This is a genomic window from Bradyrhizobium sp. 604_D8_N2_3 (assembly GCF_051810765.1).
GTDB classification, from domain to species: domain Bacteria; phylum Pseudomonadota; class Alphaproteobacteria; order Rhizobiales; family Xanthobacteraceae; genus Bradyrhizobium; species Bradyrhizobium barranii.
Window position 1 is genome coordinate 73,603 of sequence record NZ_JBPWPM010000002.1, and the last position, 25,018, is coordinate 98,620.

General features: G+C 61.0%; 19 protein-coding genes and 7 pseudogenes. 15 read left to right on the top strand and 11 right to left on the bottom strand.

Translation table 11 applies throughout. From position 1 onward, the window contains the following. Positions 1–100: 100 nt before the first annotated feature. A pseudogene (locus AB7245_RS45110) lies at positions 101–2,310 on the bottom strand (ATP-binding protein). Between the two features lie 525 nt (positions 2,311–2,835). Here AB7245_RS45110 and AB7245_RS45115 point away from each other — a divergent pair. Both AB7245_RS45115 and AB7245_RS45120 read left to right on the top strand, forming a co-directional pair. Beyond that, positions 2,836–3,096 (top strand): PAS domain-containing protein, encoded by a 261-nt coding sequence (locus AB7245_RS45115; RefSeq protein WP_231145702.1) that lies wholly within the window; start codon positions 2,836–2,838, stop codon positions 3,094–3,096. After that, positions 3,065–3,190: pseudogene (locus AB7245_RS45120) on the top strand (SOS response-associated peptidase); the annotation flags it as partial. The gene AB7245_RS45115 and the pseudogene AB7245_RS45120, both read left to right, overlap by 32 nt. Before the next feature lie 85 nt (positions 3,191–3,275). On the opposite strand, the gene AB7245_RS45125 reads toward AB7245_RS45120, so the two are convergent. Together AB7245_RS45125 and AB7245_RS45130 are read right to left on the bottom strand one after the other, a co-directional pair. After that, complete coding sequence (locus AB7245_RS45125) at positions 3,276–3,836, bottom strand: SDR family oxidoreductase (protein ID WP_439035981.1); 561 nt, start codon at positions 3,834–3,836, stop codon at positions 3,276–3,278. A gap of 533 nt (positions 3,837–4,369) precedes the next feature. Continuing rightward, positions 4,370–4,645 carry a hypothetical protein gene (locus tag AB7245_RS45130; RefSeq protein ID WP_144030593.1) on the bottom strand — a complete coding sequence of 92 codons (276 nt, stop codon included), beginning with the start codon at positions 4,643–4,645 and terminating at the stop codon, positions 4,370–4,372. 82 nt (positions 4,646–4,727) lie between these two features. Here AB7245_RS45130 and AB7245_RS45135 point away from each other — a divergent pair, with 82 nt between their 5' ends. Together AB7245_RS45135 and AB7245_RS45140 are read left to right on the top strand one after the other, a co-directional pair. After that, positions 4,728–5,372, top strand: a complete 645-nt coding sequence (locus AB7245_RS45135; RefSeq protein WP_085398619.1) for an LLM class flavin-dependent oxidoreductase — start codon at positions 4,728–4,730, stop codon at positions 5,370–5,372. Between the two features lie 85 nt (positions 5,373–5,457). Further along, positions 5,458–5,661: a hypothetical protein gene (locus AB7245_RS45140; RefSeq protein ID WP_201266103.1), complete on the top strand. Its 204-nt coding sequence runs from the start codon at positions 5,458–5,460 to the stop codon at positions 5,659–5,661. Here AB7245_RS45140 and AB7245_RS45145 read toward each other — a convergent pair. The 4 genes and pseudogenes from AB7245_RS45145 to AB7245_RS45160 all read right to left on the bottom strand — a co-directional run bounded on the left by AB7245_RS45145 (position 5,648) and on the right by AB7245_RS45160 (position 9,435). Then, entirely contained in the window at positions 5,648–5,869 is a 222-nt protein-coding gene (locus AB7245_RS45145) for a hypothetical protein (protein WP_231145700.1), read from the bottom strand. The genes AB7245_RS45140 and AB7245_RS45145 overlap by 14 nt on opposite strands. 132 nt (positions 5,870–6,001) lie before the next feature. Beyond that, a complete protein-coding gene (locus AB7245_RS45150; protein WP_439035982.1) occupies positions 6,002–6,823 on the bottom strand; it encodes a hypothetical protein in 822 nt (273 codons plus the stop codon). A 507-nt stretch (positions 6,824–7,330) separates the two neighbouring features. After that, positions 7,331–8,289: pseudogene (locus AB7245_RS45155) on the bottom strand (cation diffusion facilitator family transporter). Positions 8,290–8,301: 12 nt separating this feature from the next. Next, positions 8,302–9,435 carry a flavodoxin family protein gene (locus tag AB7245_RS45160; protein WP_439035823.1) on the bottom strand — a complete coding sequence of 378 codons (1,134 nt, stop codon included), beginning with the start codon at positions 9,433–9,435 and terminating at the stop codon, positions 8,302–8,304. A gap of 406 nt (positions 9,436–9,841) precedes the next feature. Between AB7245_RS45160 and AB7245_RS45165 the strand changes: the two genes are divergently transcribed. From AB7245_RS45165 to AB7245_RS45185, 5 genes and pseudogenes are all read left to right on the top strand, one after another. Then, positions 9,842–10,096: a zinc-binding dehydrogenase gene (locus tag AB7245_RS45165; protein WP_231145698.1), complete on the top strand. Its 255-nt coding sequence runs from the start codon at positions 9,842–9,844 to the stop codon at positions 10,094–10,096. A gap of 137 nt (positions 10,097–10,233) precedes the next feature. Further along, positions 10,234–10,392, top strand: a complete 159-nt coding sequence (locus tag AB7245_RS45170; RefSeq protein WP_201266113.1) for a hypothetical protein — start codon at positions 10,234–10,236, stop codon at positions 10,390–10,392. A gap of 186 nt (positions 10,393–10,578) precedes the next feature. Continuing rightward, positions 10,579–11,736, top strand: coding sequence for an HlyD family secretion protein (locus AB7245_RS45175; RefSeq protein WP_231145697.1), 1,158 nt, complete (start codon positions 10,579–10,581; stop codon positions 11,734–11,736). Next, entirely contained in the window at positions 11,733–13,352 is a 1,620-nt protein-coding gene (locus AB7245_RS45180; protein WP_439035824.1) for a DHA2 family efflux MFS transporter permease subunit, read from the top strand. Before AB7245_RS45175 ends, AB7245_RS45180 begins: the two co-directional genes overlap by 4 nt. Positions 13,353–13,570: 218 nt before the next feature. Further along, positions 13,571–13,863 (top strand): annotated as a pseudogene (locus AB7245_RS45185) (hypothetical protein). An 846-nt stretch (positions 13,864–14,709) separates the two neighbouring features. Here the strand turns inward: AB7245_RS45185 and AB7245_RS45190 are convergent. Further along, positions 14,710–16,719 carry a LuxR C-terminal-related transcriptional regulator gene (locus tag AB7245_RS45190; RefSeq protein WP_231145695.1) on the bottom strand — a complete coding sequence of 670 codons (2,010 nt, stop codon included), beginning with the start codon at positions 16,717–16,719 and terminating at the stop codon, positions 14,710–14,712. Between the two features lie 402 nt (positions 16,720–17,121). Further along, a pseudogene (locus tag AB7245_RS45195) lies at positions 17,122–17,744 on the bottom strand (response regulator transcription factor). Between the two features lie 572 nt (positions 17,745–18,316). Here AB7245_RS45195 and AB7245_RS45200 point away from each other — a divergent pair. The 3 genes from AB7245_RS45200 to AB7245_RS45210 all read left to right on the top strand — a co-directional run bounded on the left by AB7245_RS45200 (position 18,317) and on the right by AB7245_RS45210 (position 20,020). Further along, a complete protein-coding gene (locus AB7245_RS45200) occupies positions 18,317–18,496 on the top strand; it encodes a hypothetical protein (protein ID WP_028154347.1) in 180 nt (59 codons plus the stop codon). A 579-nt stretch (positions 18,497–19,075) separates the two neighbouring features. After that, positions 19,076–19,288, top strand: coding sequence for a cold-shock protein (locus AB7245_RS45205; RefSeq protein WP_028154346.1), 213 nt, complete (start codon positions 19,076–19,078; stop codon positions 19,286–19,288). A 492-nt stretch (positions 19,289–19,780) separates the two neighbouring features. Further along, complete coding sequence (locus AB7245_RS45210) at positions 19,781–20,020, top strand: hypothetical protein (protein WP_028154345.1); 240 nt, start codon at positions 19,781–19,783, stop codon at positions 20,018–20,020. A 1,343-nt stretch (positions 20,021–21,363) separates the two neighbouring features. Here AB7245_RS45210 and AB7245_RS45215 read toward each other — a convergent pair. Together AB7245_RS45215 and AB7245_RS45220 are read right to left on the bottom strand one after the other, a co-directional pair. After that, a complete protein-coding gene (locus AB7245_RS45215; RefSeq protein WP_439035825.1) occupies positions 21,364–22,323 on the bottom strand; it encodes an alpha/beta fold hydrolase in 960 nt (319 codons plus the stop codon). A gap of 162 nt (positions 22,324–22,485) precedes the next feature. Continuing rightward, entirely contained in the window at positions 22,486–22,998 is a 513-nt protein-coding gene (locus AB7245_RS45220) for a phasin family protein (protein WP_439035826.1), read from the bottom strand. 385 nt (positions 22,999–23,383) lie between these two features. On the opposite strand from AB7245_RS45220, the pseudogene AB7245_RS45225 reads away from it, so the two are divergent. The 3 genes and pseudogenes from AB7245_RS45225 to AB7245_RS45235 form a co-directional block, all read left to right on the top strand. Then, positions 23,384–23,694, top strand: a pseudogene (locus AB7245_RS45225) (glycosyltransferase); the annotation flags it as partial. Between the two features lie 177 nt (positions 23,695–23,871). Beyond that, positions 23,872–24,177, top strand: a pseudogene (locus AB7245_RS45230) (glycosyltransferase); the annotation flags it as partial. A gap of 137 nt (positions 24,178–24,314) precedes the next feature. Further along, positions 24,315–24,827 carry a PRC-barrel domain-containing protein gene (locus AB7245_RS45235; RefSeq protein WP_085398567.1) on the top strand — a complete coding sequence of 171 codons (513 nt, stop codon included), beginning with the start codon at positions 24,315–24,317 and terminating at the stop codon, positions 24,825–24,827. Positions 24,828–25,018 lie beyond the last annotated feature (191 nt).

The window sequence follows — 25,018 nt, forward strand, 5'->3', positions numbered from 1 at the left end:
GCGGGTTCCGGTGGCGACGTCGCTGATGTCGCGGCAAGGGCACACCGGTCCCCAGAACAACTTGGCCTTCCAAATGGGACCAAATGGCTCTCAACTCGCCCTATTCTTCGACCTGGTCCAGCACGTCGCGGACCTTGGCGGCCAACTCGTTGAAGCTGAAGGGCTTGACGATCAGCTGCACGCCTTTGTCGAGGCGACCGTGATGGATGACGAGTTGCGGGCGTATCCGGTGGTGAACAGAACCTTCAAGGAAGGCCGAACGGCTCTGGCCTGAGCTGCGAGCTGTGCGCCAGTCATGCCGCCCGGCAGGACCACGTCCGTAAACAGTAGCTCTACTCGGGGCTGGCGATCCAGCGCCCGCAGTGCCGCCGGTCCGTCGTGGGCCTCAAGCACACGGTAGCCGAGCTCGCGCAGGCTTTCGACCGAGTAGGCTCTGACTTCCTCGTCGTCCTCGACGACCAGAACGGTCTCTTCCTGGCCGGCCTCCGGATTGAGCATCTCTTCAGGTGCGGCGTCATGCGATGCCTCACCTGCCAGCCGGGGAAGATAGATCTTGACCGTGGTACCCTGCCCGACCTCCGAATAGATCTTCACGTGCCCGCCCGACTGCTTGACGAAGCCATAGACCTGGCTCAGTCCGAGTCCCGTGCCCTTGCCTACGGGTTTCGTCGTGAAGAAGGGCTCGAACGCCTGCGCCACGGTCTGCGGGTCCATGCCGACGCCCGCGTCGCTGACCGAGATCACGACGTATTGCCCGGCCACCACCTCGCTGTGGGCAGCCACGTAGGCCTCGTCGATGTGGGCGTTCCCGGTCTCGAGCGTCAGCCTTCCCCCGTTCGGCATCGCATCCCGAGCGTTGACGGCGAGATTGAGGATGGCGGCCTCGAGCTCGTTCGGATCGGCCTCCACCCGCCACAGACCGGCGCCGAGGACCGTCTCCACCGCGATGGTCTCGCCGAGAGTGCGATGGATCATTTCGGAAAGGCCGTTGACCAGAACGTTGACGTCGACCGGTTTGGGATCGAGCGCCTGACGGCGCGAGAACGCCAGCAGGCGCTGAGTGAGCGAGGCGGCCCGCTGCGCGCCGTTCATCGCGTGACGTGCGGCGCGCTGCAGGCGAGGAGACTCGGGGCCAAGATTGCGCTGCAGGGTGTCGAGATTTCCGATGATCACCTGCAGGAGGTTGTTGAAGTCGTGGGCGATGCCTCCCGTCAACTGCCCCACGGCTTCCATCTTCTGGGACTGCCGCAGCGCCTCCTCGTTGCGCTTGAGCTGTTCGGTGCGCTCAAGCACCTGCTTTTCCAGCGTGGCATTTAACTCGACCAGCGCCTCCTGGGCGCGCTTGCGTTCCGCGATCTCGCGCTGGGAGGCCTGCGACAGGCGGACATTGTCGATCCCCACCGCAGCTTCGGCCGCAAGACCCGAGAGGCCCCGCTCCGATCGCTCCGAAAACACGCCCGCCTTGGCATGGCCGAAAAACAATCCTCCGATCACGCCGCCGGTCCGAGAGATCACGGGAACGGCGAGATAGCTGCGCACCGGCAGGTGGCCTTCGGGCATGCCTCGATGCGGCGGGTTGTTGCCGTAACGACGATCTTTGGTGATGTCGTCGGAACGGACGATGCCTTCGCCGTTGAACGTCGGCGCGAATACTCCGGTGTTTCGCGGCATCGGGAATTTCGAGAAGGCCTCCAGCGGAGCGCCCGAAAGCGTGTAGAGCATGTAGCTCTTGCCAGCGTCGTTGGTGCGGTTGTAGAAGAACGCTCCGAACTCGGCGCCGCTCAGCTCGACGCCCGCGTCGGTGACGATCTGCACCAGGCGCTCGAGATCGGTCTCGACCGCAAGAGCGGATCCGGCGCGATTGAGCACTTCGAGCGCGTGCCGCTCCTCGCGGATGATGTCCTCGGTCTCCCGCTGGACCGTGCGGTCGCGCAGGATCTTGACGAAGCCGACGATCTCTCCGCCCTCGCGGATGGGGGTCAGTTCGCCGACCGCCCAGAAGCGGCTCCCGTCCTTGCGGAGGCGCCATCCTTCCTCGCCGCCGCCCCTGCCGCGGGCAGCCGCATCGTCGATCTCCTGGCTAAGCCTCGCCTGTCCGTCCCCGTCGGCGAAGATGCGGGCCAGAGACTTGCCGAGCATCTCGGGTTCGCTTCAGCCCAGAATGCGGGCTGCCCCGCTGTTCCAACTGGTGACGATGCCTTCGCCGTCCGTGCTGATGATGGCCGTCTCGGTCGCCCCGTTGACGATCTGGCGCCACTGTGCCGCCGAGATTTGACCCGGTCGGCTCGCAAGGTCGTCGACTTCGATCATAGATGCTCCTGACACCTGCGGATGCAGCGCCCGGACGGACTGACCCGACCGAACCAATGCTCCAGACGAACGCGACCAAAAGGCCGGCGTCAGTTGCTCGACGTGATTTGACGGCCCCCGACGGCGAAAGGAATTACCCTTGGCCAACGCGCCGCGCCAGCGGCGAGTTCCCATGGCGCAGCAGGCGCCGCGGCCGGTAAAAATCGCCTCGGCCGCACGGGGACGGGAACAAACCCCGCTCGGGCGGACATCGGTCCTTTCGGCGCAACCGACGAGCAGGGCACGCGACACGTTCTGGCCGCTCGGACCGAGGCATCGGCGAGGACTAGGCCCGTCGGTCAGCCTGGTCTGCCTCATCGCCCGAGCAGCATGCCAATCGGGCCGGGCGGACGTCTCACTAATCCGGAGGGGACCGAGGCACTTGCATGTGCCATCATTGCCTCTTCCCCGTCGGACCGCGGGGTAAAGGCTGGCCGGGAGACGGTCGGTCCTGCCGGGCCACGAAGCTTGAAGAAAGGGCCGACGATGTCATCCGAGCAACCTGGTCCGGAGCCGTCCGAAACCGCCCAACAGATCAACGATCTGTTCGACTCGGCCGAGCTTTCGAAGGCGATCGAAACGGAGGAATTCAAACGCTTCCTCGACTACATCCCGATCGCCATCGTCGTCTCGAAACATTTCCGCGGCGACCAGCGCATCTGCTACGCGAACAGGGCGCTCGAAACTCTCCTCGGCGCGAGCGCGCAGGACTGCGGAAGTCGAGACCTGGATGACCGCGCCCGCTGACGAGGCGCTGAAGCTGCAGCGCCCGCTTCCGGACGGGACGCTGCGGATCGTCGCCCGCGGCATGAAGGAAGACCCCGCCGGGTCAGCGGCGTGACCGACGAGAAAGACGACAACCAGGCAAGCCGGCCCGCCGCGCCAGCGGAAGGTCCATGTCGTCGCTCAGCAAGCCGACGTGGTGTTCAATGGGCAGTAAACCCGCCGTCCACCGGTAGCGCGACGCCGAGGACGAAGCTGGCGCCGGGACTGCACAGCCAGAGAACGGCGGCTGCGATCTCATCGGATTCGCCAAGCCGTCCGATCGGCTGGTCGCGCATGATTTCTTTCATTGCGTCGGCCTGCTCCGCCAGCATGTCCGAGACTATCGGTGTGTTGATCGTGCCGGGGCAGATCGCGTTGATCCGGATGCCGCGTGGCGCGTACTCCATCACCGCACTCCGCGTCAGTCCGATGACGCCGTGCTTGGAGGCGTGATAGGCGGCGCGGCTTGGTAATCCGACGAGACCTCCGAGCGACGAGCAATTCACGATGGCTCCTCTTCCCTGCGTCCGCATCTGTTGCAATTCGTGCTTCATACAAGCCCAGACTCCGCGAAGGTTTATTCCGTTCACCCGATCGAAGTTCTCCGCGGTCTCGTCCGCCGCATCGCTCGGCGGCGCCTGGATGCCCGCGTTGTTGAAGGCCATATCGAGCCTCCCGAATTGCGTGGCCCGACGCCAAGATAGCTTAGAGCATCGGCGGATTACCGGCTCGAAATCGGACGCCAACGGCACACCATCTCCTGAACCGGCGTCGACTATGTTGGCTAAGCCGAGCGAGGAATGCTTCGGCGCGGAGCCACGCTCGCGCAGCCTGCGCCATCTGCCACGGTCCGACGGGCATCAGCCGCGCGGAGTCGTCGAAGCCAGTACGCCAGCCTGATCTACAAGGAGCTGCTCGACTTCCGCTCGGGAGCCCTCACCAACGCCGCGATGTCACGGTCAACCTGACGGACCAATCGCCGATCTCGCGGCCTACTACGCCTACGGCGCACCGCAGCGGGGCATCGCGCCCTGCGTGACACGGCAGCCTCGACAAATAAGGCGGGTAAGCTGGAGGGACAATCGGAGGCCACGTGAAGGCGCAACTACGCGCCTCGAGCGAGCGCCGCAAGAAATCAGCCAGCTTATGCGGAACATCGCGCGAGCCATGACGCCCCAGGAGATCAACGAGGCCGCAGCGTACCATCCTTCCTAGCTGCCGGAGATAGTGAAGGTGAGCGTTTCTCGACAGGCGATTATCTCAGCCACAGCTTGAGGGGAACCGCCTGACGATCAGGACATTTCATGGCGCCCGTATAGGAGTCTGACAGCCGCCCACTGTAGGTGCATTCGACGCCGGCAACCGAGACTGTCGCGTTCAATTGGGATGATGAGGCCGATATCTGAAAACGCATTTCACCAGTCTTTTCTTCCGGACCATCCTGAGTACACACACCGATGTGCTTCATCGTTAATGGCCCGGTGTATTCCTTTGTATGGCCGGATGTGGTTTCCATGACGGTGGCGGTCAACTCCCATTCGCCGAGATAGCCCGAGTATCCAACGACCTGAAGCGATTGACCGACAGCCGGCGTCGCGAGAGCACTATTCCGGATGCTACGCAAGCCGCCCGATGCGCGCGATCGATTCAAATGCGACCTCGACGAGCTTCTGGCGCTGCTCGGTGAGCGGCAGGCGGACGACGCTGCGTACGTCCCTGCGCGAGGTCTCGATGTTCCAGTGTGGCTTCTGGGATCGTCAACATCGTCGGCGGCGCTGGCCGGAACGCTTGGCCTGCCGTTCTCCTACGCGAGCCATATTGCGCCCGATGACCTGCAGGTCGCCTTGCACACCTATCGCAAGAATTTCCGAGCTTCCAAAACCCTGCAGCGCGACTATACGATGGTTTCCGCCTTCATCATTGCTGCGGAGACCGATACTCAAGCCCAGGATCTGCTGGCATCGATCCGGCCGATCCTGATGCAGTGGTTTCGCAAGACAAGCGTGCCATTGGCGACGGACAAGGTCACGACACCCACTGCAGCGGCAACGCCTGAGCAAGACCTGCCCTATGCTATCGTGGGCTCGCCGGAGACGGTGCGATCCGGTATCGAGGCAATGGTGCGAAAGACGCTGGCCGACGAACTGATGGTCGTCACGCTGATCCGCGACCCCGCTGCTGCCCGCCGCTCTTACGAGATCGTTGCCCGCATCTGCAGGAACATCACCCGTGAGCCCGCGAGATCAACCACTGGCTGAGCATGTGGGAGTTCCGAATTCGTCGACATCTCCCACAAAATTCTCGGCAGGCAATTGCTACCTTTTGCTGACGTTTGGAGCTAAAATGAAACCTGGTGTCACCACGGAATTTGAAACGACGGAATTCGCAGGAATAACCGCCAAGATCATCAACCCCTTCCCCAGCCCGTTCACTGTCCTCGACATGACTATCAAGCCTGGTTTCGGCGCGCCTGCTGATATCTCGTCGACCGAAGACAAGCTCTTTATGGTAATCGAGGGGCAACTAAAGTATCTCATCGGCAGATAAGACCGAAATTGTCGGCCCCGGCGCCCGCGTGATAATTCCAAGGGGCGTCATTCACGGCTTCACAAATGTCGGCATCGGTGAAGCCCGGCATATCCTTGTGTCCACGCCACGCCGCCACGAGGAGTTCTTCCTCGATTTGCACAGCATACCGCAACCGCGTGAGGAGCACATGGACCAACTGCCGGCGATCGCCCAACGTCACGACCAAGCTATCGTCGGGCCATTGCCGTAACGGTGTTTCCCTCTTCTGTCCGAGACAGATGGTGCGGCAGTTCTTCATCGAACTATTGGCGCGGCTGATGGGCTCCGCGCGCCACCGTGTCAATCAGATCATGCGAGACTAGGTGTCTTCGAGTGTGATCAAGTAGTAGCACGGCGACCTTTGCTTAGTGGACCAAGCCAAGCTTAAAGAGCGAGCGCGGAATAATCCGCATGCGTTTTCCAGCCATTGTCTAGTCGCGACGCTGTGGACGGCACGCCTGACCGCTTTGATTTTGACGCGGGCCCGCTTTGGGTCACGGGACGACCCAAGGAAGGGCGTGTCCGCTTTGGGTCTAGACTGTGTAAAAACGTTTTTCCTCCCCAAAGCCGCCGAGAAGGCAATGATAATGCTCGCCGCACGAGCCCTTGGGATCGCGCTCTTGGCATTGGCCAACGTTGTATCTACCCGCCTTTCGGCGTCCGGCGCTGCCAGCCCGGTCAACGCCGTGACCTGCTGAACAAGATAAGCGCGATCCTCGGCAAGGACCCCGCTGTGGCTCGAAGCGGTTGCCAGAATTCGTGCGGCTTCAGCGCGCTCACTGGTCAGATCAACGTTCGGCGGCCGCCGAGGGGCACGGAAAAGATGGTCGAGCTCGTAACTTAGGACAGATGGTTCGGTAGCCGGCGGCGGCTGCGTAGTTGCGGACGGACGGTTTGCAGCACCCGCTATCAACGCGGTCAGAACGGCTCCGATCAAGACCGCCAGCGCCCAGGCAGCAACGCCATGCAGTCCGTCGCGTGTCTCGATGTCGACGGTCGCCGAGGCATAGGGTGGCCGGACGCGCCCGGCAAAATAGCCGCCGCAGCCAAAACTGATAAGGGATTGGAAGATCAGGTAGACACCCGACCACAGCCATAGGGCAACAGAGGCATCCCTCCAGGTCGGCGCAGCGGAGGCCATGCCTAGGCCGAGTGCTGTTCCAAAGGAGATCAGTATCAGCGACAACGCTGTCGCGACGAAGGCTCCGACAATGATGGGCGGCCACTGCGACCCCCAACCGCCTTGTCAGGCCGGCGGCTGGGAGGGTTTCGGTTTCGATCCCGGAGCGGTTCAATGGTCATGGCGTCTTACCGAAGACCGAGCAACGACAGGATGAACATGACGATTACGATCAGGCCCACGAGATAGATGATCCCATTCATGTGAAGTCCTCCTCTTCGCGACTTCAATGCTAGGCACACGCGATCAGGTTCCTTGCTGGCCCACAATCTGCCGCCTGTAATCAAGGAAAGCCGCGTTCCCGCCCCGGACAGAGGCGTCAGGCTTCATCGGGCCTGGAAGACACCACGAGCCCGTGCCGTTAATGCTACGCCGAGGCGCCTTTTCGCAGGACGATCGTTGGGAAGGGCAACAGCCATTAACCTCAGTCGACTCAGCGTGGCGTGCTTGGTTCCTGGCCAAGGTGTTTCAGGCGCCCGTACCCCGGCGCCTAGCGCGAACGACGTGATATTGCGCATTCGTTTGCGGCTTGATGAAGAGAGCCGCGACGTTCGGATGCTGTCTGCGTATTTCGGTCTCGATCGAGATGACGCACTGCTCGATATTATCGGCGCGCTTGTCGTCCGCGAACTCGACGCTCAGCGCCGCGACGACCTCGGCCGGCGACAGTTGCACCGTCAGCAGCCCGTTGGCCCGGAGCACGCCGGGTGACCGTCGCGCGATGTCGAGGATGGATCGTGTCAGATCAGAATGGCGGGTTCGCCGATGAGCAGGCTCTTGCTTTCCCTGGCGAGCCCGATGGAGGTGATGCCCAAGAGAATGCCGATCAGGATCGAGCCAACACCGTCCCAGATCGGCTGGGCGAACAACACCGCAGCTGCGGTCGCGACAACAGCAATAACGATGCCGACCAGCGCCGCGCTGTCCTCAAGCAGCACCATGAAGGCGGGCGGGTCCTTGCTGCGGACGAAGGCCTCGTACCACCCGAGGCGCAAGGTCTCCGACCGGAAGCGCCGCCAGGCGAAAAGCCACGAGATACCCTCGAATACGAAGGACAAGCCGAGCACGATGAAGCTGACGATGGGATCTTCGATTGGCTCCGGCGCGGTGACGTGGAGGACGCCCTGATAGAGCGAGACGCCCGCTCCGAGCGCGAAAATCAACATAGCGACAATGAAGCTCCAGAAGTACAACTCGCGCCCGTAGCCAAGCGGATGGGATTCATCGGGCGGACGTCTCGCGCGATGGTAACCGTAAAGCAGCAGCACCTCATTAGTGGTATCGACGACCGAGTGCACAGCTTCGCTCATCATCGCCGAGCTTCCGGTCCAGATCGCAGCTCCGATCTTGGTCACGGCAACGAGGAGGTTGCAGACGAGCGCGGCATAGACGATGGTCTTCGACGATCCTTCCGCCGTCTTGCTCACCCGACGACATCCTCAATTGACGACCGCGATCAACCCGCGGCGATCGGGAGCCGCAGGCATGTCGCTCCTCATTTCGGATCCGGATCCGAGAGTTCGGCCCCCCGGGTCCTCGAACCGACCGTTGCGGGCGAGCTTCACAGCGCGGCCCAGCGCCTTGGCCGTATTCAGCACCTCCTGCTGAAACGCGTGGTCTTCGTCCAGCTCCCGGTGAGAGGTCGCATATTGTTCCATGTAACCGACATAGCCGTCCGTCTCACCGAAGCGGCCGGCCGAAATCAGGTGCATGTCGGTCAGCCAGTCGGATAGGGTTCGGCGCACGCCCTCGGCGCCGATGCTGTCGCCGTGAACGATGAGGCCGAAATGGCGGCCGGCGAGATGACGCGGATACGGCCAGCCCTTCAGCTCGAGCGCCTTGGCTTCGGCGGCTTTCTTGCCGTGCGTCGATGTCGGATCCGGGTTGCCGCCGTCGGCGCAGACCAGGCGATCCATCATCGCCTTGAGGCCGCCCGGCACGTGGTACCAGTTCACCGGCGTCACGATCAGGATGCCGTGGGCTGCCACCCAGAGCGGATAGATCTCGTTCATCCAGTCGCTGGTCTGGCCGAGCGAATAGTTGGGATAGCAGCTGCACGGCCAGTGGCAGAGCGGCATGGCGGTAGAGACGCACGACTTGCAGGGATGAATATACTTGCCGAATTCGGAGGTCAGGCGGGAAAGATCCAGGATGTCGACGGCGAAGCCCATCTCGACGAAGACGGGCTCGGCGAGCTTGACCATGCGCCAGGTCTTGGACATCTCGCCCGGACAGGTGTGCTCGCTGCGCGCCGAACCGTTGATGACGAGAATACGCGGCGTCGCGCCAGCGTCGTCGTGCCGGCGCTGTGCCTCGAAGATGGCGGTACGCGTCGCCAGCCAATCGACGGCGAGCTCGTAGTCAGGATCGGCGAACCCCACACCCGCCTTCCGCGTTACTGGCGATTTGCGCGAATGGCTGTAGGCATCCCAGGCAGCCCCAACGATCGCATCGAGTTCCCACTTTAGCGGGGCGAAGGCAGGATCGACGAACTGGCTCCTGTAACGGCTCTCGAATTCCTCACGGGACAGCTTGACGGGCGGCATTCCCTTGCGAACGTCCGGTTCCGTCATGATGGCTTCTCGATAGTTGGTCCAATCCGTCCAACCCGAGGCTCGGGGCACGGTTCCTAGGCGGGTGGTGGAGGAGGCGGTCTCGCTGTCGACCGAAATCCTTCAGCATTGTACACCTTCGCGACTTCTCCGGCCCATAGGAACGCTCGCCGCCTTTCGGCGTCAGCCGGTATGGCAAAACTCATCAAGGTTCGATTTCACCAGTTCGGCGGCAACGACGTGCTCTGCGTCGACCGGCTCGAACAGTCAGGTCCCGACGCCGGTCAGATCCTGGTTTCCGTTCGGGCAGCCAGCGTCAATCCGGTCGACTTCAAGATCAGGTCTGGCAAATATCCCGCCGTGCAGGAGGATCGCCTTCCCTACACGCCGGGCCGACCGCGAGACACGCGAGCGTTCCTGGGCGCTTTTGAACAAGGGCGACCGTTTGATCTCGACCTTGACGGAGCCCTCGCAGGACCGCGCGAAATCGCTGGGCGTCACCGCGATGCGATACACTGTCGAGCCCGACGGAGAAGAGCTCGCGAAGATCGGGAAGCTCGCCGAAAACGACAAGCTCAAACCGCACATTCAGGCCACGTTCCCGCTAGAACAGGCAGCACAGGCCCTGTCGACTGTGGAGCACGGCCATACGGTGGGCAAGGTCGTCCTTACATGTGGCTGATCAGGAGCATCTGATGAACGAAGGCGCTCGAAGGTGCGCCGAAATACAGCGAGCGCAGCGATTGGAACTGGGGCGATGACGCCGCCGCGCGGTATCAACGCTTACTACGGCGTTCCTTTTACTTGAGAGGAGATCCGATGAGCCAGGAAAAGCCCAACGACGATCCCCGGCAGCAGAACGATTGGGGATCGCACGCCCAGACTGACAAGCCCTGGAAGGGCAATCCGGAGAAGGAGCAGAAGTCCAGCGACAAGAAGCCGGACCTGGAGAAATGGCACGAGACCAAAACGCACTAACAGAGTGTGCACATTTTCTGGAGCGCGGTAGCAACAGCGCCGCGCTTGCTTTTTTTGCAATGCATTCACGGATGACAGCGGTGCTCTCAGGACCCGGAACTATGCGTCAGGGCTGTGGGTTGGGTTCCCGGCGTTCGCATGGCCAAGCCGTTTGCCTAGCCAAAAGTCGCGGTCGAGGTGTTCACCGTGGATGCTCAAACCCGGGAGCGTGGGCCGTCCGCGGAGCAACCGCAGAGGGCCGAAGCTCCAACGAATTCGCCCGACCCCAAGCACCAGACCAAGGGACAGCCCGGCAAGCCGGACAAGACCCCGCCTCTGCGCGAGCGGCTCGCCGAGCACTGGCTGCTCGCGACCGTCGGCGCGATCGTGCTGATCGCAGCGCTGGTCGGCGGTTTGCTCTATTGGCTGGAAGTTCGCCGCTATGAATCCACCGACGACGCCTTCGTCGCCGCGCGCAGCTTTTCCGTGGCCTCGAAGGTCGGCGGTTACGTGACCGATATCCCGGTCACGGACAACCAGCATGTCAATGCCGGCGATCTCCTCGCCAAGATCGACGAGCGCGATTATCGCATCGCTGTCGATCAGGCTGCGGCGCAGGTCGAGGTCTCCAAGGCCAACGTCGCGAATGTCGAGGCGCAGATTGTTTCCCAGCAGGAGCAGATCAAGCAGGCCCAGGCGCAGCTCGAGCAAGCGCAGGCCCAACTTCAGTTCTCACAGGAAGAATCGGCGCGCGCCCAGGATCTGGTCGAGAAGGGCGCCGGCACCGTGCAGCGCCAGCAGCAGACCCGCTCCGATCTCCAAGCCCAGCAAGCCAACACCGAGCGCGCCAAGACCGCGGTGACGGCTGCGCAACTCGGCATCAAGACGCTGCAAGCCCAGCTCGAAGGCACCAAGGCGCAGCTCGAGCAGTCACAGGCGCACCTCGATCAGGCGAACCTGAACCTGCAATACACCAGCCTCATTGCCGCGCAGTCCGGTCGCGTCGTCAAGCTTTCGGGCGCCAAGGGCACGTTCGTGACCGCCGGACAGAGCCTGATGATGTTCGTCCCCGATGAGGTCTGGATCGTCGCCAACTACAAGGAGACGCAGCTTGCCGACATGCGGCCAGGCCAGCCGGTCGAGATCCGCATCGATGCCTATCCCGGGCAGAAGTTGACCGGCCATGTCGATTCCGTGCAGCCGGGCTCCGGCACCGCCTTCAGCCTGCTGCCGGCTGAAAATGCCACCGGTAACTACGTCAAGGTGGTGCAGCGCGTGCCGGTGAAGATCGTGGTCGACAATTGGCCGGCCGATCTGCCGGTTGGTCCCGGCATGTCGGTCGTGCCCTGGACGCGGGTGCGATGACGGACACCACGCAAGACGGCGCATCGGCCGGTGGCTGGTCGCCGGAACGCTCGGCGGCTGGCGGGCACAATCCCTACCTGATCGCCTTCGTGGTCTCGATCGCGACCTTCATGGAGGTGCTCGACACCACCATTGCCAATGTCGCGTTGCGCCACATCGCCGGTGGGCTTGCGGTCGGCATCGACGAGAGCACCTACGTCATCACCAGCTATCTGGTCGCCAACGCCATCGTACTGTCGATCTCGGGCTGGCTGTCGACCGTCATCGGCCGCAAGCGCTTCTACATGATCTGCGTCGCAACCTTCACGATCTCCTCCCTGCTGTGCGGGTTCGCCTGGAATCTGCAATCGCTGGTGCTCTTCCGTATCTTGCAAGGTCTGGGTGGCGGCGGCATGGCCACGAGCGAGCAGGCGATCCTCGCCGACTCCTTCCCGCCGGAGAAGCGCGGACAGGCGTTTGCCATCTACGGCGTCGCTGTGGTCGTCGCGCCGGTGATCGGCCCGACGCTCGGCGGCTGGATCACCGATACCTACAGCTGGCACTGGGTCTTCCTGATCAACGTCCCCATGGGGCTGCTCTCGCTGTTCCTGGTCGGCACGCTGGTCAAAGAGCCGTCGGGCGCGGAGGAGGAGCGGGAGAAGCTGCTGAGCAAGGGTGTGCAGGTCGACTATATCGGCTTCGCACTGGTCGCGATCGGGCTCGGCTCGCTCGAATACGTGCTCGATGAGGGCCAGCGCAACGACTGGTTCGGCTCGAATATGATCATTTTCTTCGCTGTGCTGTCAGCTGTGTCGCTGCTTGCACTGATCCCGTGGGAGCTGACACGCGAAGAGCCTATCATTGATCTCCGCTTGCTCGGCCGGCGGCAATTCGCTGCCTGCTTCCTGGTCATGCTCGGCACCGGTGCGGTGCTGATCTCGACCACACAGATCCTGCCGCAACTGCTCCAGACCGAGCTGAACTACACGGCACTACTGGCCGGTCTTGCGCTATCGCCCGGCGGCATCGCCACCTTGATGCTGATGCCGGTCGTCGGCCGGCTCGTCAGCACGGTGCAGCCGAAATATCTCATCATGTTCGGCGCCACGGTGGTTGCATTCTCGATGTGGCATCTGACCGGGCTGAACGGCGACATTACATATGGCTACGCGGCGCTGGCACGCGTCTTCCTCGCGATTGGGCTTCCATTCCTGTTCCTGCCGGTAACAACCGCGTCTTTTGATGGCGTGCCGTCTGACAAGACCAACCAGGCGTCAGCGCTGATCAACGTTGCTCGCAATATCGGCGGCTCCATGGGCGTGGCGCTGGCGCAGACGGTACTGGCGCAGCGCCAGCAATTCCATCAAAGCCGCCTGATCGAGCATGCCGCGCCGTCCGATCTCGGCTATCAGCAGACCATCGACGCGATGACACGGTACTTCCAGGCCCAGGGCTCGAATCCGAGCGACGCGGCCGCGCAGGCGATCGCCTGGGTGGGGAAGACCTTGCAGCAGCAGGTCGACTTCCTCGCCTATATCGACGTGTTCTGGATGCTCGCGATCATTGCCGTGCTGATGATTCCGACTGCTGCCGTGTTGCGCCCGATCGACCTCGGCGCGCCGGCGCGGGGGCATTAGGCCGCGCCATTCTCTGAGGGCCGAGCGCATCGGTTGCGACGCCGTCAGCGTCGACGGTTTTCCCCGCTGCGTCCGTGAGTTGCGACTCGACTCAATTGTTCTTGTTATGTTCTAATGCCTCATTACCGACCACCCTGCCCGCTGGCGCTTTCCCACCATGAAGCAAATCCAAAAACTCGCATCCACCTCAGGATCGACCAAAAGCGCCCGCCAGCGCCGTGGCCGCGGCGCTGCTGGGATCGGCGGCGGTCGCCGCGCCGCTCAATCCGACCGCCGCCGGGTCGACGGAAGCCTCCGCCATCGACCAGGTCCGCTTGGTCTGCAACGAATATGGACGTTGCTATCGGACCCGTGGCCCCCGCTACGTTCAGCGCTATTACGGCGGCGACGATGACGGGTACGTCGTGCGCCGCAGCTACGGGTACTACGGAGGGCCCAGTTACTACGACCGCGGCTATACTACTACGGCGGCCCGAGCATCGGTTTCAGCTTCGGGACCCGTAGCTGGTGACCTAGGAAAAGCCCGCTCTCGGAGAGGCCCTTTCCGCGCTGCGCGCGACGAGCATAAAACGCCCCTAATTAAACGCCCTCTACTTTCGTAGGACACAAAAAAACCCCGCCGGCGGACGGCGGGGTTTTCCATTTGATGCTCTCTGTGTCCTCGTCCGGCCGGTCCTTCGGTGAAGCTCCAGATGCTCGCTTGGCGACGCGTCGCGCCGCCCTTCTGAGGCGGAGCCTGGCGTCGTAGTCGCCTAAGTCACGCCCTCAGCAAGATAGAACGGAGAACAGTTGCGCAGCCGAGCCGCACCATCTCGCGGTCACGGCTGATGAGGTTCGATGCGCGCTCGCCGAGCTGTAGCGCAAGGAGGTCCTTGGTCCTCCCACTCGCGTACGAAGGCCAGCGCGAACTGGTTGGCCTGGCGGCCATGAGCGGCCTTCGCCCTCTCCACCAACGAAGGGTCGCGACGAAGCATCCGCGCTATCAGCCGATGTGCCACCAGCTTCGCTGGTGCCGCCTACCACTCCCTCGTTCAAGCCGTCGCTCACCATCTGGTCTGACCTTTAATGCCCGCATTCAGTGGGCGTTGTCTGAGCTTGTCAAGGAATATAGCAGCCGGGTGATGTCGCGGGAGCGCCGAGAGGTCCCGAGGCGACGGCCACTCCTTCAGCTTGTAGGTCCCGTCAGCCATCGAGCAGCTCCTCTACGACCCTGGATACCTCGGTCTTGTCCTGGATCGCCTTGATGGCGTCGCGAGCGCCTCGAGGGGATGCTCGAATGCTGTGGTGAACGCCGACTTGGCCGACACGGATGATCTTGCTGTTCTGAAGGCAGCACGGCCCATTCGATCAGTAATTGCTACACAATCAAATCGTGAGCCGCATGGAGATTGGCGTGCCCTGAGTGATCGTGGTGCGCATCTGAAATATCAATCCCATCAGCATCCTGGACCGGCTCCGGCCCCTCGCGTGCAACAGCATGCTGACTATCTCCATGGTTTTTTCCATTTCCGTGGCTCAGTTGCTGTAGGTCATACATGTCTGAAAACGTATTGTCGGTGCCATTTTTAAAATGAAAGGAATCGCCAAGTTCGGTGCCAACCGCTGATTTGGCCTGATCTGCGCTGCCGGAAGAGGGCCCACTCTTTCCTGCAGTCGCAATCTTCAATGCCGAATGTGCATCGTTGGCAGAATTTGCGGACGCCGTTGGTATATCACGCTGCGGTTTGGCAGTATCTAAATCACCTGCCTGTGGATGCTGTGCGTGTTGCTTGCCGGCCGCGGAGCCATCTTCGAAAGCCTGCAAATCGCCGTGCGCCTGTCCGCGATTCGAATGTTCTCCCGCGGTCTCATGCTGGGCGTGCCCCTTGGCGGCTCCGGAGCTGTTGTCGGACTCGTGTAGGGTCTTCTGCGATTGACCGTGATTTAAATCGTCTCCCGAGGCCTCATGCTTGGCGTGCCCCTTGGCAGCTCCGGAGCCGGCGTCAGACTCATGCAGGGCTTTCTGCGATTGACCGTGATTTAAATCGTCTCCCGCGGCCTCATGCTTGGCGTGCCCCTTGGCGGCTCCGGAGCTGTGGTCGGACTCATGCAGGGCCTTCTGCGATTGGCCGTGATTTAAATCGTCTCCCGGGGCCTCGCGCTTAGCGGTTTCGGAGCTGTTGTCGGAAGCGCGCAAGTCCGATTGCGATCGATCCTGATTGGACCCGTTATCCCGGCCTGTCTGCGTTGGGTCACGCTGCGAGGCTTCGTTCGTGGCCGCCGCAACAACGTCAACGGTCCCGGAACCTCGGGGAATAGTGATTTCTCGGTCGCTGCCGCCACCCTCCGCATGGGCATTGCCGACATTAAGCTCGCTGCCGCCTGTGGCGATTGTATCGCCTTGAGCGAACTCGAATGCGAACGCCCCATCGTACACGGCCGTGCCGCCGAAATTTGCGAACCCGGGAAGTGCGGATGCCAGTCCATTGGCGTCGCTTACGGTAGATGAAGTGACGATGTCATCGCCGAAATCGAACGCCTGCACGGCGTGGTTGGCACCATCGACCTCGTAGATCAAGGCGGCGAAAGCTGCAACCATGAAGATGCTGTAGCTGCTCGAACCCGGCCTCGGCGCGTTGAGTGTTACCTGCGTAAATAGGCTCGCGGCAATCTCGGCCACGGGATCGACGATTTTGCCGGTCGGCGATGACCCAGTTGCGGCGCCGGCGCGGTCCTTGGTCGCGCCTCTGGCCAGGGTCCCACCTGATACTGCTTCCTTGCGGCTGATTTTGATGGTGACGACCTCCGCACACCCGTTTTCGGCCATGACCGTGAAACTTTCGGTTGCGGCGTGACCGGGCGAATCGTCCAATGCTGCCAAGATCGCAGCTGCCAGGATACTCATCGCGCCATAACGGCGCGACAGTGCCAGCGCGGCGAGCTCCGTCCGGCTTTTGATTCCGAGCTTCTGTCGCGCGTGGTCGATGTGAATCCTGACGATCTCCAGAGAGACACCGAGCACCCGAGCAATTTCACTGTCCGACAAACCTTCGGCGACGAGATCCATGATCGTCCGCTCGTTGACGGTCAGAACCGCCAGAACGTTATTGCCGAACGAGGCGATCCCATTAGCTTCGTTACCGACCCTAGCCAAGTCGGACCCCGGTTTTTCCAGCCTCAGGGACTGGACCAGCGCTTCTGGTTGGGCGTTCATCGAAATCGCGCCGCAAGCACCGGTCGCCAGTGCCCTGGCAAGATCGCCGCAGGCGACAGTAGCAGTAAAGAACACCAGCCGGGAGGAAAGGCCTTCGTCGTCCACGACGGCGAGGATGTCGGAGGCGGTTACATCTGTGAACCCGTCCTCCAGTAACACCACATCGGGCGTCAAGCTCCGAATGGCCGCAAGGCAACTAACTCCATCAAGACAGCACGCAACCACTTCGAAATCGGGCTGCGCTACGAGCAGCGATGCAAAACCCTGCAGAACAATGGGACGTCGATCTGCTATCACAAGTCGAACGCGACGCATGGGCTTCCTTCGCTCGGCCTCGCAACGCAACTGAGAAGCGGCGATTTAACTCCGCTCGGCCGATTGGGTTCCTAGTTATCATAATGGAGTTCGTGCGGACGTTTCTGACGATGAGTTCAATCAGTCCGTCCGGATAGCGCCATATGGATCGCCCTAGCCGTCCAGAGGTCGTACCGCTCGATGGCACTGATGAGTAGAACTCTCTCCGATGTCGTTATTGCGCGAAAGCGGCCGAAAAACAGGATCCCAGTCGACGACCCTTCACCGGTACAAATCGATCTCGACTGCAATCCGGACGAGGTCGGAGTGATTTTTAGCGCCGAGCTTGGACTTCAGCATGGAGGTCGTGTTGGCAACGGCTTTATAGGAGATGCCGAGTTCGGACGCGACTTCTGAGATGCGGTCGCCGCGACCCAAAAGCTTCAGGATCTCGAGTTCGCGTGGGTTCATCTGCGTCAAAGGACTGGCCTTGATCGCCGCGCCCGCGAAGGTCGTCGCTTCAGCCAGACGCGGTGAGACGAAGCGCTCCCCGGCTGCAACCTTCCGGATGGCCTTGGCAGGAGACGGGGATCATCGCTCTTTGAGACATATCCCTGAATGCCCATCTCCACAGCGCGCACCACGAACGCTGGATCTTCACTCACGGTGAACATGACTATTTTGGCGGCGGGATCATCCCTGCGGATTCGCCGGGTCAATTCGAAGCCGGTAAGGTCGGGAAGCGTCACGTCAACCACGGTGACGTCGGGATGCTTCTGCAAGTACGCACGGTGGCCGTCCTTTGCATCGGTAGCTTCCAGGATCTCGACGGAAGGGTCCGAAGTGAACAAGGCCCGGCAGCCCGTTACGACAACGGGATGGTCGTCGACGATCAGTATCCGCATGTCGTTCTGGCCCTCATTACACGTCCTCACTTCCTCCAGTTGTGCAAACGTCGCGAGCCCTGGAAAGGGTTCTGTGTCCGCGCGTGACGTCGGGCGATCCAACCGATGGAGCAGAGGTAGGCGGCGGCCAGAATGGCCGCGACCGCCGTCGCCTAGCGTACCCAGATTGGAAAGTCGGACTTGATCGTCAGGAGGCGGTGTAGAAAGGCTTTCATTCTAGAGACCCTCGGGGCTCGATGCACCGACGAGGATTCTCGCTCTCGCTTACTAGATTTCTTCCGCGGTCCGTCTCCAGCTGCCTTCGCCGCACGGCGTGCTCCGCCGGCCGGTCATCGAGGACACGTTCATCAAGCGTTGTGCACGGCTCCTACAAAGCCGGCTTTCACTTCTTCAACATGACACCGGAACGAGCGGGCTTTCTCCATTTGCGACTACTTAGGTTCACACCGTCGAAGCGGCACTCTCCTGAAATCCGCACCACCGGGAAGAACATCCCCGATAGAACTTCAAGAGCCTCACCTGCCGGCCTTGCCCTCGATCTCTCGCGCTAACCGCTCCGCTCTGAGACGTCTGTGGTTTTCCTGAAACTTTGGATCGGCCTGACTGTCCGCAATCGTTTGCCGCGCTCCGTTTGGGTTTTGCGCCTTGCGGTCCGCCTCGAAGGCTACCTGCTGCTGGGCGGAGCGTTTCCGTTCGGTCATTACTGGATCCTTGCACTCATTGATCAGAGCCGTATCACCCTGCAAAGATAGTTGGAGGAAGGAGCCATCATGTCACTTCGCGTAACCCTGGGATCGGAGCCATGCGATCCGACGCTCTCCATTCATCCAATCGTCAATTTCTGTCTTGCTTGTGAAACCCATAATTTCTCGGGGTTCTGCGCCTGGGTACTCGGCGATGATAGCCCAGTCGCCTTCAGAGTTACGGACCGGTTTGAAACTCACTTTTACTTTTGCCATGCCGAACTATGCAGGAAAGTGCGCAAAAAGTGAAGCTCGCGGAAGCATTTCAAGCCCCCGGCCCCGGCCGACTCCTTTTGTCGTGCAGGCGAGGAGCCGCTCTATTTCCGAGCACCCAAGGTCGTTCCCGCAATTCAGTCACCAGTTTCGGAACAAATCCACCAACCGTGTTGAAAAGCACCGTTGGCTTTCTTATTGAAGTCTCTCAACTGCTGGTGTATTGTTTCAGATATCGATACTGGCCGAACAACTGTTCCGCTTTCGCCTCAACTCCTGACGGCGCGCACGTTTCAGACATTCTCCAACATCGACTAACCGGACTGGCCGCAACTCCGCGCGCCAGATCCTGCGCGGTTACGAAAGGACGATCTGATGAACACAGGTACAGTGAAGTGGTTTAATACCCAAAAGGGCTTCGGCTTTATCCAGCCGACAAACGGCAGCAACGACGTTTTTGTTCATATCAGCGCGGTCGAACGCGCCGGTATGGGCACTCTCAGCGAAGGTCAGACGCTGTCTTATGACGTCGTCGCAGACCGTCGTACGGGCAAGTCCGCCGCCGAAAATCTTCGTGCTGCTGCTTAAGTAAGAGCACGACAGACCTGTCGCTTTCGCCACGGATGTACTGGCAGAGCTTGTGGTCATGCCCCGTTCCCAAATCATTGGGAGCGGGGTTTTTGATTGAACCGGTCAAAGCCATGCATAAGCAAGCTCGTCGGCGGCTTCGCTTAAAAATCATCGCGCGTGGTCGCCGAGAGAAGAGCCGACAAAGCAGTTTGGATTCGCTAAGCCAGGTCAAGAGCGTAGAGGTTGGTATTCGCTTCCCCGATCGCTGGATGGCTGACTCCTAGTTTTATCCTGGCGAAGGAGCAGCAAAGGCTGTTTGAAGATCTAAACTGCGGGCGATGTTTACAGACTTCATGAGTACCCCGCTGCCGCGGATGCTTTGCCTGTTGTCAGTTCGCCCCCTCGGCCTGATGCGGCCTGTTCAACCTCTTTACGAAACGATTCGTGTGTGCATTGGGCGGCCGTGCAATTCAACAAACGTGGTAGGACTAGCGCAAAGCAGGAGATCAAATGAGCATTGTAAAGCGGCATCTGGCAGAGCAGGAAGAGCGCTTGGTCTTAGTCGAGGAAATCTGCATCGATAAAGGAGCGCTCGTCTTGGATACTGCCACGGACGAAGTCTACTTTTCTGCAGATGAAGAGGCTTACAGGAACGCCTACGTCGCCGTGTTTCAGGCGTGGGCGAAGGGCACAATCAAGGGCACAGCGGAACAGATATTCGACGCTACAAAATCCATACTCGAGGATTAGAGAGCCCTGCCAAGGTAAAAATGGTTCGCACGTGAGCGCGTCAGGATCCGGAAGCAACAGGATGCATTCCAGCCCCGCTGGAGCAGCCGCAACCGTAAGGTAAACACATGTCCTATGCTTATAAGCTCAATGAAGACGTCCGCCACCAACCCCAAGGCCCACAAGGACGATCCGGAACTGAACGGCCAATGATTTACACCATCGTACAGCATATGCCCATCGAATCCGATGGACGGGTTAGGTACCGCATCAAGTGCAAGTCCGAGAGGATCGAGCGAGTCGTTACGGAAGATCAGCTTTCGTACCTTCAGTGACCTTCAGCGGTTGATCGATCGCGAAAATGTCCTGAGAGCGCGGCGCGCAAAGCCCCCTCAAAGGCACGAGGTGTGACAAAGGCGCGGCCAATGTCGGTCTGACGCTCAGACTCGTAAAGTTCGAACGCTCGCAGCCACGAGCTGCGCGCTTGCCGCACTAAAGGCGTACACGTCGGCCAGCGCCATGACCTGCGAACTGCTGAGTTCTGCTAAACAAAAGGCGGTACCTCGACCAGCGTTCCGATCAATCGCAACAATGCTTGCTGTTCGGGCCCGCTTCCGTGACGATGACCGGTTGAAGGCTCGCGAGCGATGAACCATGCGTCGCGACAGATCTTGTCGTAGAGCAGATAGAAGCGAAAGGTGGGCTCCGCCTTCGCTTTACAGTAGAGCTTTCTCTGAAGGCTCCGGATCTTATCAGGCGTTGTCAGGTCACCTCACCATCTTCAAAAGCGCACCAGAAGTCGGGGCCCTTTGCTCCACCGGCATTACCCGGCATCAACGCTCCTACTGCCCTGTCCGACTCCCACCGTGACCACCGCCTGATGCGATGTTGAGGCCGCTACCCTCGTCCGCGACGGATCTCCCCCTGTAACTGCGAACTACCCTTCCGACGTGCCGTGCCCACTACCCCGGCGGATCGCGTGGGTGCGCGTGTCAATTGCTTCCCCACACGTGCGGCCTTCCCCAAATGACCGGAGGGTCGGCATCCGCATTAGAACTTTCGAGGCCTGCTCAGGCTTCACTTTGTTACGGCCCATCGGATCGCTCAGCGGCCCAAGGCCGCCTTTGTCGCAGGGCTCCGACCCAGCCAGTTACCCGACCGAGCCGCCTGCCAGCTTCCGGACCAATCGACATTATCCGGGTGAGACCCTCCCTTACTGATAGTTCGCGCCCTCGGGGCGCACGGTCAATCGCGTCGGTTTGTCCCTGAGCGGGCGACTTCTGGTCTGACCGGATAACGGACATCGTCAGACCGGACCGGCATGTCTCGGGCCCTTTCGGACGCCCGCATTGCAGCAAGAAAGCCTATGCGGTCCGCACCGGTGAGGGGAGCGCCAGCGCCGCTACGGCATCCGCTATTCCCGGCGTATCTGCATAGGTAACCATGTGACCGGCATCCTCGACCAGATGAAGCAGGGAGCGGGGCAACACCGCGTGGAGGCGGCGCGACTGGTCGGCCTCGATGAGCCGGTCAGCCTTTCCATGCACGATCCTAACCGGACACCGGATGCCCCGGTATTGAAGCTGCAGCTGCGCAGCAGCTGGAATAAGGAACGCGCTCTCCTCGGCGGCCGCCCTCAACTGCTTGGGCCGGAGAGCCAACGAGATCGGAAATTCATTCTTGAATTCCGGCGGAATGGCACGCGGCGCGAACAAGGTGCGCATCAGCTTCGGCATAATGGCCCACGATATGATCGGCGAGATAGTGTAGCGCATCAGATCGCCGAGCAGCGGCAGCGCCGGAGCTGACATGAGCCAAAAGTCCGTCCGAGCGGTTGGAAAATAATAGCCGGACACAAGCACCAGCCCACTCACGGCATAACCGCTTCGCAGCGCCAGCGCGATCGCCACCAGCGTTCCCCAGGAGTGGCCGAGCACCACGGGATTGCGCACCCCAAGCTGATCAAGAGCCTTCGCGAACAAGGCAGCTTGCGTTGTGGGCGTCCAGATGCGCGTGCGCGGACGGTCGCTGTAGCCAAACCCTGGCCGGTCGAAGCAAACGACGCGATAGTTGTGGGCCAGACGGTCGACCAAACCGCTTAGGACGAGATCCTGAATCATGGTGCCGTTCCCGTGAAACAGGACCACGCAAGGCGCGGCGGCATCGCCCCGTTCGATATAGTGAAGGCGCACTCCGTCGCAATCGGTAATGACGCCGATAGGCGGATTCTTTCGCTCCGCTGTCACCTGAAACGCGATGTTGCCGAAGATCAGAACGACAAGCCCCGCAAAAACGATCAGCAGAACGGCTTCAGTTGTGGACATGGTGTCAACCTACATTCCTGATCGTGGGTCCCTCGCATTGGCGGCACCGAGCCCGCTAAGGGCTGCTGATTCCGCTCCCTCGTTGTGAGCCGCGCAACGTGATCGGCGCGTGCGTGATCCGCGTTTGCGTCCATCCTTTGCCGCAGCGGGTACCGCTTGCAGTTATCGTCCGGCCAGAGCCGTGAGCTCTCGGGGCGGCTTGATGCGCCAAAACGGATACGCCGCCAATTCTTTCGAATGCTGCCCGAACATATCGACCCGTCTGCTTGTAATCTCCGTAATGACGGCGAAAAGTTCAGTTGGTGACCTGATCATCGCAAGTCTCAGGCCGAAATCAAAAGCAAATTGCACGTTGGCCTGGGCTATCTCAAGAAGCTTTGCTTGGTACGCCTGCATGTTTGCCGTGGCTTCCGCAAAGCCTTTCATTGGATCGCTATCAATCATTCTCTGACTGAGGTCCTCTGGCAAGGCATCCACCCGAGACTCAATGAAAGGAGCCTCGTGTCTAGGATCATCATGAAGCTTAAGAGGCGGTTCAATCGAGACTGCCGCAACAGAGCGAAGAAAAGTCTCTTTCGGGCTTCTAGCAATGGCCTGCGTGTTCCGTTGGGCCCGCGCGGTCATTTTCGGATTGCGGGCGCGCTTTGACGCTGGTGCCGGTTTGCGTTTGCTCATCTGACGCTCCAAGAATATGGGGCTGCGACCACAACGGTCATTTCTGAACCGACAACAGGCTTTGTGATGTGGCGTTCCAAACCCGCGCATTTTGGAGTCCCGCATGAACTGAGATCAATCGCACGCTCTGCGATGTGGACGATGATTTCAGGTAGCAACTCCAACCAACAAACGTCTAGCTGGCGATCTTCCAGACCTATGCTCAACGGGCGTCGGCCTGAGAACAATTAGCTCTCGGCTCGTTGTGCTCTCCTAAGACCGCTTTAAGTTGCGGCCAGCGCTTGCGAGAAGATGTCGAGATCCGGCGAGCGCGCAGTGCCGACGCTGTCTGCTGGAGCGCCATTTGCACAGGAGATGGGAGGAGCGCGAAAGCGATACCGAAGAACTCGGACGGCTCACGGCGGAGAAGGGGCCGGAAGACGCCATACGCATCGCACGCGCCGTCGGGATGCCACTTAGGATCGCAGCCAAGATACCCCGCGCGGAAACGGCCTACTTCAAGAAGAAGCTCGAACCCAAGTTCGACGGCGAAGAGATCAAGCTTATCGGCGAGGTGGACGAGGTTCGCAAGCAGCCGTTCCTCGCCGGCGCCGCCGCGTCTTGTTTCCAATCGATTGGCCTGAGCCGTTCGGCCTCGTCTTGATCGAGGCGATGGCGTGCGGTACCCCCGTGATCGCCTACCGTTCCGGATCGGTGCTGACGGCGTCACGGGCTTCAAACCACGGTCAAACAAGACAACTCAGCAATTAAGTCGGGCGCCAAGATCGGCTGCGGCTCCAAACCGCGCTCGGTTTCTGCGATCAAACGCCCTGAGGTAAGTGGGCGTCTTCATTCTACCGGGCCGGCCGGTAGAAAAAGAAAAGCCGCCCAACGGCGGGCCTGGTGTTTCCGATCGGTTGGCCCGAGCCGTTCGGTCTGGTCATGATCGAGGCGATGGCCTGCGGGACACCCGTGATCGCCTATCGATCAGGCTCGGTCCCGGAAGTCGTGGAGGATGGCGTCACGGGCTTCATCGTCGATGGTGAGGAGCAGGCGATCAGGGCAGTGAAAGATCTGGGCCGGCTGGACAGACGAGTGGTCCGCGCCCGGTTCGAGGAGCGCTTCGCCGCAAGTCGGATGGCGAAGGACTACGAGACCCGATATCGCGACCTGGTCGCTCGCGGAGGACGCCTCGCGTGAGAGATCTGTTCCGCGGCTAGTTTGCCGGACAGGCGCGATCGAATCCTTGGCAATCCGTTCCGCATCGGGAACAAGCGGTAATTAGGGGCGTTGAGGCCGGCATCCCAACGGGTGCGTCACGTTGGAGGAGATCATCGATGAAAAGCTTTCTTGCCGTCGCTTTGCTTGGCACTGCCGTGATCGGCGGCGCTGCTTTCGCACAATCCACACAGCCCGCCGATCGCGCCGCGCCGGCGGCGACCGCTCAGCCGGCCGATAAGATGGCGCTCAAGGGAAATTGGCGTGCCTCGAAGCTGATGGGCTTGAATGTCTACAACGAAGCCAACGAGAAGCTCGGCGACATCAACGAACTGCTCGTCGACAAGAGCGGCAAGATCAACGCGGTGGTCATCGGCATCGGTGGCTTCCTCGGCATGGGCGAGCACGATATCGCCATCTCCATGGACAAGCTGAAGTTCGTCGAAGAGCCGGTCCGGACCAGCTCGAGCGGCACTTCGACCACGTCGCGCGAGACCACCACGACCGGGACCGCGTCCACAACCACGACGAACCGCACCGCGAACGATTGGGTCCCTGACCACGCCGTCATGAGCGGCAACAAGGAGCAATTGAAGGCACTCCCGCAGTTCAAATATTCCGACTACAACTAAGGGCGACGAGTGCTCTCGGCGAATTGGGGCCCCAACTACGGGGCCCTTTTTTGTGTACGGAAGTGCTGCAACGAAAAACGGCCCGCCCAGATGGGCGGGCCGTTCATCCGTACGGGGTTTCCGCTCAGTGCATGTGAACCAGAAAATAGCCGACGCCGCCAACAACCAGGACGGCTGGAACGGCCCAAAAA